The organism is Halomonas halocynthiae DSM 14573 (assembly GCF_000425725.1).
Classification (GTDB): domain Bacteria; phylum Pseudomonadota; class Gammaproteobacteria; order Pseudomonadales; family Halomonadaceae; genus Halomonas; species Halomonas halocynthiae.
Map to the genome: position 1 here is coordinate 366,832 of NZ_KE384439.1, position 14,398 is coordinate 381,229.

Genomic DNA, 14,398 nt, shown 5'->3' on the forward strand with positions numbered 1-14,398 from the left:
TTTATGGTTGATACGGTCATAAATAGGCGCACCGTTTTACGGTGCGCTTTTTCGTATTGATGAAATGACAGCTTCACAGCTTGCCGCTATACCGAACATACAGTGTACGGTTCGTTACAGGTTGGTCTTTGAAGTCTGTCGTCCGCGTTCGATAAGCAGGTGCCTGCATGCTGCAAGATATTCGTGATCGCTCCCAGAGTTGGGTCGTCAAAGTCATCATTGGTGCCGTCATTGTCACTATGGCGCTGTTTGGTGTGGAATCATTGGTGGGGTTGCTGGGGAGCGATGGCGATGAGCTCGTTTCTGTGAATGGGGAGCCGATTTCCCGCCAGCAGCTTGATTTTAGTCTGCAGCGCGCTATTCGCAGCGGCCAGATTGCGCCGGAGCAAGAGCGTCAGGCGCGCTCAGAGCTACTCGAGAGCATGATTAATGATCTCTTGATGGATCAATACATTGAGAAAGGGGGGTTATACCTGTCTGAGGAGCAAATTGACCGGTTTATCGTTACCCTGCCCGAGTTTCAGGATGCTCAAGGGCGTTTCTCAAGCGAACAATTTCGTAATCGTCTCGCCGCTGCTGGGTTTACACCGATGGGGTTCCGACAGCAGTTGCGCGTCGACCTTGAGCGTGGACAGCTGGAAGAAGGGTTGATTAATAGTGACTTTGCCCTTGATGGTGAACGTCAGCGACTGCTTGAGCTGCAACGACAATTACGCACCTTTCGTTATCACCGCCTGAGTCAGGCCGATCTGGATGAGCCTGTAGAGGTCTCTGAAGAGGACCTGGCTAGCTACTATGAGGCTAATCGTGATGATTACCTGCGGCCGGAGCAGGTGATGCTTGATTACCTGATTGTCGACCGTGGTCAGATGGCTGAGGCCGTTGAGGTTGATGAGGACGCCTTGCGTGACGCCTGGCAGGCAGAGTCTGCTGATGCCGACCGTCGCGTGTCGCATATTATGTTGACTCTGAGCGATGAGCGCAGCCGTGCCGATGCTGTGGAACAGCTTGACGCGATTAAGGAGCGTTTGGCCAAAGGCGAGTCATTTGCCGATTTAGCGACAGAGCTGTCTGAGGATGACTCCAGCCGTGATCAGGGCGGAGATATCGGGGTTATCAGTCGTGGCTTTTTAGGTGAGCGTTTTGATCAAGCCGCTTTTTCGCTGAGTAAGGGGCAAGTGTCTGATGTTGTAGAAACAGACAATGGCCTGCACCTGATTCAAGTCACAGAGGTTGAGCAGGAGCCTTTTGATCAGGCTCGCGAGCGGCTGGCCGAACGCTTGGCGCTTGCCGAAGTAGATGATACGTTTAATGAGCGTGTTCAACGGCTAATTGATGAGAGCTTTGCTGCTGATGATCTGGATAGCGTAGCTGAGGCTCTTGGCATTGAGCGTCAGACAACAGATTGGCTAAGCCGTGGCAAGAAGAGTGGCCTCTTTGCTGAGTCGGGTGTGGAGCAGCAGGCATTCTCCGCAGACGTGCTGGTTGAAGGCTTTAACAGTGAAGTCCTTGAGCTGGATAACGATCGCCGTATTGTCATTCGTGTGCGTGAGCATCGTGAAGAAACAACGCTGCCATTGAGTGAGGTACGTGATGAAGTGCTGACGGCCGTTAGCGAGCAGAAAACACGTGATGCGCTGTTGGCGCGCGGTGAGCAAATACTGGCCGAACTACGCGAGGGGGCTAACAGTGCTCCTGCCGACTGGACGCAGGCCAATGTTACTCGTCAACAGAGTGCGCGCTTACCCAACGTGGTGATAGATAAAGTATTTCGTTTGCCTCATCCTGAAGAGGGACAGCCAGTGTTTTCACAGGCCGCCACTGAGAGCGGTGTGATATTGATTGCGCTTGAAAATGTTAGCCTTGAAGACACCAGTCCGCAGACGGAAGCATTTGTTAGTCGTTTGTCTCAACAGGTACGCGCTAATGCTCTGCTTGATGGATTGCTACAGTATCTTCATGATGAAGCCAAGATTGTACGGCACTGATATCAGGCCGACACATGGCTACATAGCGTCATAAGACGAACAGAGCCGGCACCTTGGGTGTACGGCTCTGTTGCATTTTGTTATGAGGAAAAGCAATGGCGACCATTGAACACCGTGCCGTTCTGGAGGCCTCACCTGAGCATGTATTTGCCTTGCTGAGTCGTGTGGAAGACTTTGCGGATTATTCAGACCTTATCCGCGCGATTGAGCGTTTAGATGACGAGCAGTATTGTTGGCATGTGCATGCGGTTGGAATGGATTGGACGTTTACTGTCGTTATTACCGAATCACAGGCTCCTTCCGTGCTGGCTTGGGAGTCGGTGACAGGTGTGCGTAACAGCGGGCGTTATGAGCTGACGGCAGTGCCAGAGGGCACGGAAGTTGTATTGACACTGAGCTATGAGATCAAGGGGCGGCTATTGGAGAAGGCCGTGCGCAAAGCGACGCAACCGTTGGTAAATAAAGTCAGTCAGCAGATTCTGGACCGTGTGGCTGAACGGCTTGAAGCGCCGCCTTATCGCTGACGACGATAGTACCGGCATAGTACCGGCGCGGGCGTAGCAGGTTGCTAGCGGGTTGGTTGTTCAGCGGCGTAGGTTTATCGTTACGAGTTGCCCTTGGGGGTTAGCTTCCATGCGTTGCTGGCGTCCTGCTAGGCAAGCCATGATGGCAGCAAAGCATAGTACGCTCATCAATAATCCAGTGATATGTGTGATGTTAACGTTTGCGTCAAGCATCAGCCCAACCACTAGCGGCCCGATGGATGCCAGTGCATAGCCACCGCCCTGTACCAGCCCTGAAAGCTTACCGGCAATGCTGGCGTCTCCGCTGCGCAATACAATCAACGTAAGCGCTAAACTGAAGGACCCGCCTTGCCCAAGGCCCAGTAAAATGATGCCAGGCCAGCGTACAGATTCTGGGCCAACTAGCAGCAGCAGTAGGCCTGCACCGACCATGGCAAGTACCAACATCAGTGCTGGGCGCTGGTCGCTGTGAATGCGGGCAAAAAAAGGCGCGCCAATGGCAGAAACCAGTTGGGTGAGTACCGAGAGGCTCATTAGCCAGCCGGCTTCGTTCTCACTATAGCCACGTTTGACCAATAGCGTGGGCAGCCAACCGAATACGATATAGGCGAGTGATGACTGGCTGCCCATGAAAAGCATAATCTGCCAAGCTAGTGGCTGGCGAAGTAGTGCGAGAGTGTGGCCGCTTGAGACGCGCGTCGGCTGGTTAGGTGCTGGCTGAGGCATAATGCACCACCAAGCCATCAGCGCCACTAACGCTAAGCTTGCCCATGCCATGAGACTGGCTGACCAACTGCCCAGAGCATTAGCCAGAGGAATGCTCAGCCCAGCTCCCATGGCACCGCCCAAGCACAAGGCCATGGTGTAGACGCCGGTCATTAAATCGGCACTGCCGGCGAGCTCACGCTTTACTAGTGCGGGCAGCAAGGTGCCAGAAATACCAATTGCTGCGCCAGCCAGCAAGGTTCCCAAAAATAGCGCCGGAGCAACCGCCAAGCCACGCATGGCAAGCCCAGCAGTTAGAATGATCATGGCGAGAGCCAGGCTGCGCTCGATGCCCAGCCGATTGGCCAGCCAAGGTGCCAGCGGGGCAAACAGGCCCAGGCATAGCACGGGCAAGGTGGTGAGCGATGACAGCATCAGCACCGACAGTTCGCCTTCGCGCTCAATGCGTGGCACCAGTGGCGCGAGCGATGACAGCGCTGGACGGAGATTCAGCCCGACTAGCACCATTAATACAATAAAGCTGACTCGCCCCGGGCGCTGACGATTGAGGGTAACAGGTAACATGTCGATGGCTTAGCTCATCTGTCGATCGCTGTCGGCGCGAGCGTTGTCAAGCAGCGCAATGAACTGGACATCACCGCTGCGGTCAACGCGATCAACTCGTACGACACTAGCAATACCTGAGCTCACCTTGAGCTGATCGAAGAGTTCTAAGGTGATCTTTTCCACTGGCGCCTTATCCGCGGTCATAACACCGTCGGTTAAGGTGAAGGTTGTCATAAGTGTTGCACGTACCAGGGTTTTCCCTTCTTCTGCCAGTACTCGGCGGACAAATAGCCAGCCTTCACAAGTGGCATGATGGCCGTCTGCGTAAGCACGCTGGAACAGCGTGCGATAACAGGCACGTTCGCTGGCCGCTTTTTCGGCCATGCTGCGATAAGCCTCGATCATTCGGCTCGAAGAAGCGCCCGTTTTATCAAGTTGTGAGATGGCGCCGCGATGCTCGCGGTCAAGTTGTGCCTGGCGTTGAAAGTTGAGCCAGCGATGGTAGTCGTGAATCAGATCGGTTGACATAACGCCTTCCTTTTAATGATGAATGGCGGCCAGTCAGCCGCCAAGCGAGTGAGATTCAAGAGCGTGCGAAGGAACAAGCGGGTGTGAAACTCAGGCTTGCTGACGCTTCTGGCTACGGCGGCGCGGAGGACGTTGTTGTCCATCGCCAGCCCCCTTGCCTTGGCGCTGTCCGCGATTTCCAGCATTTTGGCTGCCACGCCCGCGACCGCCGCCACGCTTATTACGCCCATTTTCGATGGGTTCTGGCTTAGCGTTGGGGTCAGGCTCAAAACCAGGCGCGATGTGCTTGACCAAATCGCGCTTTATCAGGCGTTCAATGCCGTTAAGTAGGCCGTGCTCGTCGACGCACACCAGCGAAATGGCTTGGCCGTCGCTGCCAGCGCGACCGGTGCGACCAATACGGTGTACATAGTCTTCGGCCACATTGGGTAATTCAAAGTTAACCACCTGGGGGAGTTCATCAATATCCAGGCCACGTGCAGCGATATCTGTTGCGACCAGTGCCTGTAATTTGCCCGCCTTGAATGCCCCCAAGGCGCGGGTACGGGCAGATTGGCTTTTGTTGCCATGAATTGCCATGGCTGAAATGCCCTGTTTTTCTAAGTGCTCGGCAAGGCGGTTAGCGCCATGCTTGGTGCGTGTAAAAACGAGAACCTGATACCACTGCTGCTCTTTGATGAGATGCGCCAGTAAGTCACGCTTTTTTTCACGGTCGACATAATAGACGGCTTGGTCAACCGTTTCAGCGGTGGTGTTCCGCCGCGCCACCTCAATCATTGTTGGATTATCCAGCAGGCGGTTAGCCAGCGCTTGGATTTCATTCGAGAAGGTGGCAGAGAACAGCAGGTTCTGGCGTGTTGCTGGCAGCAGGGCAAGCAGCTTGCGAATGTCATGGATAAAACCCATGTCAAGCATTCGGTCAGCTTCGTCCAGCACCAGTATCTCAACATTAGCCAGTGACACATGGCCTTGCTGTTGCAGGTCGAGTAAACGGCCAGGCGTCGCAACAAGGATGTCGAGCCCCTTGCGAATTGCATCCACCTGGGGCTGTTGGCCAACGCCGCCAAAAATAACGTGTGATTTAAGCGGTAATTGTTTGCCGTAATCACGCACGCTATCGCCTACCTGAGCGGCAAGCTCGCGTGTGGGTGTGAGCACCAGTGCTCGGACGCTGCGAGGAGCTGGGCGCGGCCCGTTAGCCAGTCGCTGCAGCATTGGCAGGGTAAAGCCAGCTGTTTTACCTGTACCGGTCTGAGCGCTAGCGAGTAGATCGTTGCCAGCCAATACCGCAGGGATTGCCTTAAGCTGAATAGGCGTAGGTGTCGTGTAGCCTTGCGCTTCAATAGCGTTCAGCAGTTCGGCTCGCAAGCCGAGTTCGGAAAAGGACATGCAGTCTCCGCAACAACGTCCCGGCTCGCATTGACCCGATTAGGGCACGCAGTCCCGAGCAGGACGAGGATAATAAAATAAGGAAGGCTCACAGCAGGAGGGACTTGCAATGCTGTGAGCCGTCACATTATGCCATAGGCTCAGCGTTTCTGCAGCTCACTGGCTTGAGTACTGATCTCGTCTGACAGTTGGTCCAGGCCTCGGGACAACGCGCGGACTAATGCTGGGTAGCCATCGTTGTCTAGCGGCACCTGGATATCAAACTGTTGCTGGGCCAGTGCTTTGTTGGCCGCGTCACTCAACTGCCATTGCCCGCTGACCGCCGCGTAGCCAGAGTAAAGCCCTTGAAACTGATCAACGCTCACCTGCAGGATGAGTTCTGGTGTGTTAGCACCACTATCACGGTTGAGCATAACCAGACTGTGAGGCAGTCGCGTGGATAGCCGGTCTCTTAGCCCTCGTTCGACGATCGCACTCAGTGGCTCAGCCCATTGATGGCCGTTGGCTTCCTGAAGGCGAACATCATCAAGCTGAAAAACAATACCCTTGACCTCAAGAAACGGGGCCAGATTAACAGCGCGGATCGCCAGTGTAGGCGCGGTGCCTGGTGCGACCATTGCGGCGCGGTTGTGAGCGATACCTTGAGCCGGTGGCTGGGCAGGTAACAAGTAGGTGCTGGGCGCTTGGGTACTACTGGCGCAGCCACTTAGCAATGCGCTGACCACCAAGGTGCCGATCACCAATACTCGAGATAGTGATATACCCAGCGTTACGGCATTCTTCATGGCTGTCTCCTCTGGTTCGGTGCTCTAGGCACTGGGTCGCTGGCTCTGGGGCCCTCGAAAATCAGTGAGCGAGGGTCATCGCTGATTTTACGCGCTGCGGGTTGCAAGTCGCGCATCAGTCGCCTGACTTCGTGAAGGGTAGTTGTCAGCTCCTGATAGGCATTAGACTGGGGTGAAATGCCCTTGAGTGTGGCCTGAAGGTCAACGAGGGTGCTATTCAGTGTGGCAGGTAGCTTGCGGGTATCTTCGTCACCGAGCAGGCCGCGCAGCTCGGCGGTCAGTTGATTAATCTGGTTGAGCATTTCCTCAGAGGTGGCCAGATTACGGTCGAGATTGGTCAGAATGGGTTCGACTTCAAGGTTATTGAGTTTGTCGAGAAGGGCGGTTACCTGCCCTTGAATCTGGGCTAGCCCACCTGAGGTGGTTGGGAATACGCTGACACCGGAAAAGGTTTCGGCTACGTAGCTGTCGGCGCGCTGCTCATCAAAGGTGACATCCACAAAGAGCGCACCAGTTAACAGGTTGCCGTTCTTCAGTGACGCTCTCAGCCCGTTTTCGAACAGGTCATCAAAGCGGGTTTTCCATTCAGACAAGTCGATGGGATCATCACCCTCTAGCCGCTCAGGCTCGATATGGATTAATACTGGGATGGCAAGGTGGTCGCGGCCTTGAGGCTGGGGTGCAGTGAACTGCCACGGCACACTTTCCACGGTGCCAACTCGAATTCCGCGGAACTCAACCGGTGCACCTCGTGACAGGCCGCGTACGCTGTCTTCAAATAGCAGGACATATTTCAGGTATCGGTCGTATGTGCCTTCTTGCGCCTCAGTAGCGTCTCCAAACAGCTCAAAGGTGCTGTGCTGTGAAGCGGGCTCACCAGGCGGCATGCCGTCAGGAACGCCAAAAGTGATGCCGCCATCAATGAGAGTTTTAAGCGATGCCATTTGGAACTGGATGCCTTCTGAGCCAAGGCTTAGATCAATGCCAGTCGAAGTCCAGAAACGGGTGTTGGTCGTAACCAGCTCGTCATATGGGCTTCTGATGAACACTTGGTGGTGCATTTCGCGAGAGGTAACATCAAAGTTGGCTTCTTCAATGCGCCCAACAGATAACCCTTGAAAGGTAACAGGGTCGCCAACACTGAGTGAGTTCGCGGCCTGGGTAATCAAATTAAGATGGAGCCCTTTGGCGCCGGGTGGTGCAACAGGCGGTTGGTCACTGACGACGAAATGCCGAGCTTCTTCATGATCCTGGCCAGGTTCAAGCTGAATATACGCACCAGACAATACTGTGCCCAAACCGCTGACTCCGTCGCGGCCAATGCGTGGCCTGACAACCCAGAATGAACTATCTTTCACTAGCAGAGGCTCAGCTTCAGGCTTCATGCGTGCCTGAATGATCACTTGGGTTAGATCATCTGACAGTGACAGTTTTTCGACATTACCAATGTCCACACTACGCGTTTTAATCAGTGTTTTTCCGGCTTCGATGCCTTCGGCATTCTGAGTGGTGAGCGTAATCAGCGGGCCGCGACTCGCATAGTGCTGGTAAGCCAGCCAGGCACCAATCAATAGTGCCACGATAGGGACAAGCCAGATGGGGGATACAGGCGCCTGCCGCGCTGTACGGGCGCGGTGGTTATCCTCGGGTGGTTTTTCTTGGGTTTGCTCATTCATGCAGGCTGTTCCTTGTCTGCGGGTCCTTTTTGTAGGCTGCTTGATGGGGGAGGTAGCGAAGGGTCATTGGGATAACCCTGAGCGCTATTGGCATAGTCCCAAAGCAAGCGAGGTTCAAAGCTTCGGGCGGCCAACATGGTTAGGACCACGACTGAAGCGAAAGCCAAGGCTGCAGGCCCCGGGGTGACAGACATCAGGTTGCCTGCGCGTATTAGTGCAACCAAGATAGCTACCACAAAAATATCGACCATCGACCAGCGTCCAATGAATTCGGTGAGTCGGTACAGACGGGTTCGGGATAGGGCATTCATCTGCGCCGCGCGTGGGGCAACACTACACAGCCATACTAAAGCAATCAGCTTGCCCAGTGGCACAATAATGCTGGCAATCAATATAACGATGGCGACCGGCCAAGAACCCATTCGTGCTAGCTCAATGACGCCACCAAGGATGGTGTTGGATGTACTGCTGCCAAGGCTGGTGGTGGTCATAATCGGATAGACGTTGGCCGGAATATACATGATCGCTGATGCAGCCAACAAGGCCCAGGTACGCTGAAGGCTATAGGGGCGACGCAGGTGTAGGGGCTCGTGACAACGCTGGCAACGACCTTTTTCGTTAGCACCCAGAGCGTTGACCAGTCCACAGGTTGAGCATCCGCTCAAACCCTGAGGTGCTGCGGGCTCTCCGGTTCGGGCGCTATCTGGCGCGGCAGGCTCACCGGCGAGAGCGAACCATAGCCAATCACGGTCGACTGACTGAGTGGTCGCCAGCAGTAATAAGGCATAGGCGCCAAAGGCCCAGAATGATGGGCCAAGAACGATGTCGGCTAGGCTGGCAATCTTGATCAAGCTGACCAAGGTACCGATGAGAAAGACATCAACCATCATCCATGGGTAGAGGTGAATCAGTGAGCGGGTAATGAGTCGGCTCAAGGGAAGAACGTTGCCTGTCAGCAGACCTGCCTGAACCCAAATGATGCCAACCAAGTAAACGGTTGGCAGTACGATGGTTGTCAATAATACAGCGATAGCCACCAACGGTTCATGGAAATGAATCAGTTCGGTGGAGGCATCAAGTAGCTCGATGTGGTTACTGACGCCACTGGCGCTGAACGATAGGAACGGGTAACCCAACGCCATGCTGAGTAAAATCAGTGTGGTAATGGCGAGTGCCATGCTGCGCTGAGCCGGATAGCGGTGGCGTGTTACGGCGGCGTGGCCGCAACGTGGGCACAGCGCCTGCTGGCCGGATGACAGCGGCGGCAAAGCCATTACCCAGTCACATTCATGGCAGGCGCGTAGTCGACGCCGAGAAATGCGTCGCTCGGGCGGCATACGGTCTACATAGGGTGCCCTCTGGGGCAATGTGATCTTGCGTGGTCTGAACGTTGCCACGTTGCAGTAATCCTTGGGTGTCTGAAATGAAATTACACACTGATATGTTGACGGCAACGCTACCATAGTCAAGGATTTGCGGCCTTTAGTTCCCTTTTCAGGAGATAATAAATGTTACTTGCGCTAGCGGCGGTAGTGGCTGGGCTGATTTTACTGGTATGGAGTGCTGACCGTTTTGTGGACGGTGCGGCCGCGACATCAGCTCGCCTGGGGGTGCCTAGTCTACTGATCGGTTTGCTGGTGATTGGTTTTGGCACCTCTGCGCCAGAACTCGTCGTATCAGCCATCGCGGCAAGCGATGGTAACCCAGGGCTAGCGCTGGGTAATGCCTATGGTTCGAATATTGCCAATATCGGACTGATTTTGGGCCTTGTTGCCGTGGTGTCTCCGCTGACGGTCAACTCCAGTGTTATTAGGCGTGAGCTGCCGCTGCTTGGTTTGGCGACGCTGGTATCGGCGCTATTTATGATGGGAGGAGCGTTTACGCGACTTGAGGGTGCGCTACTTCTGTTGGGGTTAGCTGCTTTCATTGGTCTGAGTATCGCTATTGGTTTGAAAAATGGCAGAGATTCCCAGGACATCGAAAAAGATGTGGTGGTAGAGCATGTTATGAGTCTGCGTGCAGGCTTGATATGGACCTTGGCTGGTTTGGTGTTGCTGATAGCGAGCTCGCGAGTGCTCGTGTGGGGTGCGGTTGAAATTGCCGAAGGCTTTGGCGTTAGTGACCTGATTATCGGGCTCACAGTGGTTGCCATCGGCACGTCATTACCAGAGCTTGCATCATCAATCAGCGCCTTGCGTCGTAAAGAGCACGACATGGTGCTAGGTAATGTGGTGGGCTCCAACCTGTTCAATACCTTGGGCGTAGTAGGGTTGGCTGCGGTTATTTCACCAATAGAGGTTGGGCCAGATGTGCTGCTGCGTGACTGGGGGGTAATGACCGCGATGACTGTGTTGCTGGGGTTATTCACCATTGCGTGGCGTAAGGGGCGTCCAGGGCGTATCAACCGACTGGAGGGCGCAGTATTACTAGGGATGTATTGTGCCTATACCGCGCTGATGGTCTACCTAGTGATTTCCGCCGTTAACGCATGACGCCAGTCAGTCGTTGTGGCGTGCTTGGCTGTTGAATCGCGCTTGCCGGTATTAAGTAAGAGGGCTAGAGCCATCGTGGTGTAATGACATAGTGGCATAGTGTCGCGATATGAAAACAGCTTTTGCTGATCGCTATAGGATCATGCAGACTTGCATCAATTGGTTACCCTGCAAACGTTAGACCACTCAGGTAAGTCAGGCGGGTATGGCTAGGGTGGGCTCTTGAAAAGGTCAGCTGATGGGCAGTTCCTCATACGAAAAAGCCAAGCCTTCTAAACGCAGCGCTCAACAACGCATTATCGCACCAATATCACCTCAGCTGCGTCGTGCTAGTGTGCTGTCGTTGCTCGCGGGTCTAATTTGGCCTGCCCAGGCAGCACTGGTGGCTTGGGCAATTTCTGGCTGGGTGATGGGCGAGATGGACCGTACCTTGTGGGCGGCTGGGCTGTTTGTTTTCGGTGGGCTGATACGTGCCATGTTGGACCGTCGAGCTGGTGCTTATCTGTTTGGGGCTGCTGATCAAACTATTCAGCGTGAACGCGAGTTGTTGATCACACGCGAGGCGCGTGCTCGGGCTAGTACTAGCTCAGCTGAAATTGCCGCTCTGCTGGTACAGAAACTGCCTTTGCTTCAGCCGTGGGTCACGCGTTATTACGTTGCGATGACGCGGGTGTCTGTGCTGCCACTGGTGCTGCTTGGATTAACCTTTTATGTGTCATGGGCTGCTGGGTTGGTGCTATTGGTGGCGGGGCCGCTGATTCCCGTCTTTATGGCGCTGGTTGGTATGGCCGCCGAAGACGCCTCGCGTAAGCAGATGAATGAAATTAGCACCATGAACAGTATGCTCATGGAGCGTCTGTCTGCGATGCTAGATATTCGCCTGTTGGGCGCCACTGAACGTGCCGCTGACAGTTTTGCTGAGCGCGCAGAGGCGCTGCGAACTCGAACCATGGCGGTGTTGCGCGTCGCTTTTCTTTCCTCCACCGTGCTTGAGCTGTTTAGTGCCCTTGGCGTCGCCATGTTGGCGGTGTTTATTGGCTTCTCGCTGCTGGGTGAAATCACCTTTGGTAGTTGGAGCGTGCCACTGACGCTCGGGGAAGGGCTGTTTGTCCTGCTGATTGCCCCAGAGTTCTTTCAACCATTTCGCGACCTTGCCGCCGCTTGGCATGATCGCGCCGATGGGTTGGCTGTGGTTGCCGAACTCGAAGAACTGGATAGCGCCGAGCGAGTGCGCTTTGTCGGCTCTGCAGAAATGGTTGCGCCACTACCCGGTGAGTTGAGCGTGTCACTTCACGGGGCGGTCGCTGCGTTACCAGGCCGTCAGGTGGCTCTGCCGGACTTCATTCTTCGTGCTGGGCAGTCGTTAGCTATTACTGGCCCCAGCGGGGCAGGAAAGACCACCGCACTGGCGGCAATTGCTGGGCTAGTACCTGTTGCGCATGGGCAAGTCTTTGTTTGTGGTGGCGCGCTAGACGACACCTCCGCAGATGCTTGGCGACGACGCATCAGCCTGATTCCCCAGACCCCTCACTTTTCAGACCATACCTTGCGCGAATGGCTGGACCCAGAAGGCCATGGGGCTGACCCCTGGCCGGCGCTTACCTTAGCTGAGGCGCGTTCTTTGGTTGAGCGGTTGCCCGATGGCCTGGATTCGCGGCTGGGCCAGAGTGGTGGTGGCGTCTCTGGCGGTGAGGCGCGGCGGCTAATGATTGCTCGTGCCGTTCTTAGTGGCCGTGAACTGATTCTTGCAGATGAGCCTACCGCAGATCTTGATCCAGTAACGGCGGCACAGGTAATACGTGCGCTGCGTCGTTTAACTGATGATGGGCACAGTCTACTTGTTGCCACCCATGACCCTGCTTTGGTTGAGGCCATGGAATTCGTGGTGGAGATAGCCCCAGTGAGCCCAGAGCAAGAAGAGGCGTTGTGATGAAATCATTACTACCGATTGTTCGCTTGCTGATATCGGCCTCGCCCTGGAGTATGGCGCGTGGGGCGCTATTGGCCATCGTCGTTCTATTAATGGGCGCGGGGTTACTTGGGCTGTCAGGTTGGTTTATTACCGCCACGGGAATTGCGGGCATCACAGGCGTTGGTATTGCATTTGATGTGTTTCGACCGTCGGCAGGCGTGCGCTTTCTGGCGTTGGGAAGAACAGTGTCGCGTTATGGTGAGCGCCTGTTGACCCATGACGCGACTTTGCGTGCCTTGGCGGCGCTGCGTGTCACCTTGCTGAGACGCCAATCATCGTTGCATAGCAGAGCGCTGGCTCGTCTGCGTAGCGAAGCAACATTGACGCGTATTGTGTCAGATGTCGATGCGCTGGATGGTGTTGTGTTGAGACTGCTGTTGCCGGCTTTAGCGGCGCTTATCACGCAGGTTGTCGTGTTCATGATGATGGGGTGGTTGACCGACTGGTGGATGGCCTGGGCGCTGCTAGCCGGATATTTGCCCTTATCGGGGCTGATTTTCTGGTGGCTGGCTCAGCAAAGTATGGTTCCTTCCGTAAATGTGGAGGCCAACGCGCAAGCACTTCGCCGAGCCGCTATTGATATGCTGCGAGATCGTCAGGCCGTTATTCTGGGAGGTGTTCTGGGACAGCGTGAAGCTGGTCTGCTCAATATGGATAGTCAGTCGCGCCAGGCGGCTCGTAAACTGGACCGTGCAGAACGTTCGGCTCAGGCGAGCATTGCTTTTCTGGTTTCTGTCGTGGCAGGGCTGGCGCTGATCGTCGGCGGTTATTTGGTGGCGCAGGGTGTTGTTAGCCCAGCTGTTGGTGGCATGGGGATATTTGTCGCGCTGGCGCTGGCCGAGACAATTCTGCCGCTTAAGCGCGGTGTAGCCGAGGTTGGCCGGATGAGTAGTGCCGCGCAGCGCATTAATGAAAGCTTGCAGTCATCTATCGCCAAGACGCTTAATCCGGTCAACACAGACCCGTCTGCACCGTTGCTTGTGGTAAATACGGGTCAGCTCACGCTAACGCTTAACCCTGGTGATACTGTCGCCTTGACTGGTGCTAGCGGTAGTGGAAAAAGTACCTTGTTAATGCAGATTGCCGGGTTGGAAGCGTGCCCGATACAACCAGATGGCAGCGCAAGCCTTACGATTAAAGGCGTGCCCCCTTGTGACTGGGCGGAACCTGCGCTGCGAAAGTTGGTTGCAGTGGTACCGCAGCGCAGTACGCTAATTGCTGGGAGTATTCGTGACAACCTGTGCCTTGCCAGAAACGCCAGTGATGAACTGTTGTGGAAGGCGCTGACGGCGGTGGCGTTGCAACAGGTGATTGCTGAACGTGGTGGGCTTGATGCGCAGCTAGGAGAAGGGGGAAGCGGTCTTTCGGGTGGTCAGTCTCAGCGGTTATGTCTAGCGCGAGGTATTCTGAATCGTCCCGAACTGTTGTTGCTGGATGAACCAATTGAAGGATTAGACGCGCAAACCGCTGATCAAGTTCTTGTTGGAATACGTCGTTATCTTCCTGATGTTGCAATACTTGCGACCTTACACCGCAGTGCTGATCACGCTGTATTTGATAGACAAGTGAGGCTGTCTTTGTGACGATAAGCTTGTCCTAAAAATGAATTAAAAAAACAATAAAGTCGTGTCGGCTTCGTGACCATCAGTATTCGGTATGTCGAAGTCATTCAAAGGTAAGCAAGGGCCTTTAATCCTCGCACTCTGAGTCTCGAGAGGGACAAGTGGATTGGCCCAAGCCTGTCCGCCAACTGTTTTCTGCTCATCAAGGCG

General features: G+C 54.9%; 11 protein-coding genes. 5 read left to right on the top strand and 6 right to left on the bottom strand.

Annotation, left to right across the window (positions count from 1 at the left end):
* Positions 1-167 precede the first annotated feature (167 nt).
* Both H616_RS0107285 and H616_RS0107290 read left to right on the top strand, forming a co-directional pair.
* Positions 168-1,988: a SurA N-terminal domain-containing protein gene (locus H616_RS0107285; protein ID WP_027966773.1), complete on the top strand. Its 1,821-nt coding sequence runs from the start codon at positions 168-170 to the stop codon at positions 1,986-1,988.
* A 95-nt stretch (positions 1,989-2,083) separates the two neighbouring features.
* On the top strand, positions 2,084-2,512 hold the full coding sequence (locus H616_RS0107290) for an SRPBCC family protein (RefSeq protein ID WP_027966774.1): 429 nt from the start codon (positions 2,084-2,086) through the stop codon (positions 2,510-2,512).
* A gap of 60 nt (positions 2,513-2,572) precedes the next feature.
* Here the strand turns inward: H616_RS0107290 and H616_RS0107295 are convergent, their stop codons facing one another.
* From H616_RS0107295 to H616_RS14440, 6 genes are all read right to left on the bottom strand, one after another.
* Positions 2,573-3,802, bottom strand: coding sequence for an MFS transporter (locus H616_RS0107295; RefSeq protein ID WP_035572736.1), 1,230 nt, complete (start codon positions 3,800-3,802; stop codon positions 2,573-2,575).
* A gap of 9 nt (positions 3,803-3,811) precedes the next feature.
* Positions 3,812-4,312 (bottom strand): hypothetical protein, encoded by a 501-nt coding sequence (locus H616_RS0107300; protein WP_027966776.1) that lies wholly within the window; start codon positions 4,310-4,312, stop codon positions 3,812-3,814.
* A gap of 90 nt (positions 4,313-4,402) precedes the next feature.
* The gene (locus H616_RS0107305; protein ID WP_027966777.1) at positions 4,403-5,701 is read right to left on the bottom strand and encodes a DEAD/DEAH box helicase; all 1,299 of its coding nucleotides are present in this window, start codon (positions 5,699-5,701) and stop codon (positions 4,403-4,405) included.
* 140 nt (positions 5,702-5,841) lie between these two features.
* Positions 5,842-6,486, bottom strand: a complete 645-nt coding sequence (locus tag H616_RS0107310) for a PqiC family protein (RefSeq protein WP_051234067.1) — start codon at positions 6,484-6,486, stop codon at positions 5,842-5,844.
* Positions 6,483-8,162: an intermembrane transport protein PqiB gene (gene pqiB, locus H616_RS0107315; RefSeq protein ID WP_027966779.1), complete on the bottom strand. Its 1,680-nt coding sequence runs from the start codon at positions 8,160-8,162 to the stop codon at positions 6,483-6,485. The genes H616_RS0107310 and pqiB overlap by 4 nt, the downstream gene beginning before the upstream one ends.
* A complete protein-coding gene (locus tag H616_RS14440; protein WP_205619073.1) occupies positions 8,159-9,499 on the bottom strand; it encodes a paraquat-inducible protein A in 1,341 nt (446 codons plus the stop codon). The genes pqiB and H616_RS14440 overlap by 4 nt, the downstream gene beginning before the upstream one ends.
* Before the next feature lie 171 nt (positions 9,500-9,670).
* Between H616_RS14440 and H616_RS0107325 the strand changes: the two genes are divergently transcribed.
* The 3 genes from H616_RS0107325 (at position 9,671) to H616_RS0107335 (ending at position 14,209) form a co-directional block, all read left to right on the top strand.
* Positions 9,671-10,654, top strand: coding sequence for a calcium/sodium antiporter (locus H616_RS0107325; RefSeq protein ID WP_027966780.1), 984 nt, complete (start codon positions 9,671-9,673; stop codon positions 10,652-10,654).
* A 238-nt stretch (positions 10,655-10,892) separates the two neighbouring features.
* Positions 10,893-12,584, top strand: a complete 1,692-nt coding sequence (locus H616_RS0107330; RefSeq protein ID WP_027966781.1) for an ABC transporter ATP-binding protein/permease — start codon at positions 10,893-10,895, stop codon at positions 12,582-12,584.
* Positions 12,584-14,209: an amino acid ABC transporter ATP-binding/permease protein gene (locus H616_RS0107335; RefSeq protein ID WP_027966782.1), complete on the top strand. Its 1,626-nt coding sequence runs from the start codon at positions 12,584-12,586 to the stop codon at positions 14,207-14,209. The genes H616_RS0107330 and H616_RS0107335 overlap by 1 nt, the downstream gene beginning before the upstream one ends.
* Positions 14,210-14,398 lie beyond the last annotated feature (189 nt).

Coding starts and splice junctions, on each gene's coding strand:
- pqiB (WP_027966779.1), bottom strand. CDS start 8,162: ATGAATGAGCAAACCCAAGAAAAACCACCCGAGGATAACCACCGCGCC.
- H616_RS0107310 (WP_051234067.1), bottom strand. CDS start 6,486: ATGAAGAATGCCGTAACGCTGGGTATATCACTATCTCGAGTATTGGTG.
- H616_RS0107300 (WP_027966776.1), bottom strand. CDS start 4,312: ATGTCAACCGATCTGATTCACGACTACCATCGCTGGCTCAACTTTCAA.
- H616_RS0107305 (WP_027966777.1), bottom strand. CDS start 5,701: ATGTCCTTTTCCGAACTCGGCTTGCGAGCCGAACTGCTGAACGCTATT.
- H616_RS0107330 (WP_027966781.1), top strand. CDS start 10,893: ATGGGCAGTTCCTCATACGAAAAAGCCAAGCCTTCTAAACGCAGCGCT.
- H616_RS0107335 (WP_027966782.1), top strand. CDS start 12,584: ATGAAATCATTACTACCGATTGTTCGCTTGCTGATATCGGCCTCGCCC.
- H616_RS0107295 (WP_035572736.1), bottom strand. CDS start 3,802: ATGTTACCTGTTACCCTCAATCGTCAGCGCCCGGGGCGAGTCAGCTTT.
- H616_RS14440 (WP_205619073.1), bottom strand. CDS start 9,499: ATGCCGCCCGAGCGACGCATTTCTCGGCGTCGACTACGCGCCTGCCAT.
- H616_RS0107285 (WP_027966773.1), top strand. CDS start 168: ATGCTGCAAGATATTCGTGATCGCTCCCAGAGTTGGGTCGTCAAAGTC.
- H616_RS0107325 (WP_027966780.1), top strand. CDS start 9,671: ATGTTACTTGCGCTAGCGGCGGTAGTGGCTGGGCTGATTTTACTGGTA.
- H616_RS0107290 (WP_027966774.1), top strand. CDS start 2,084: ATGGCGACCATTGAACACCGTGCCGTTCTGGAGGCCTCACCTGAGCAT.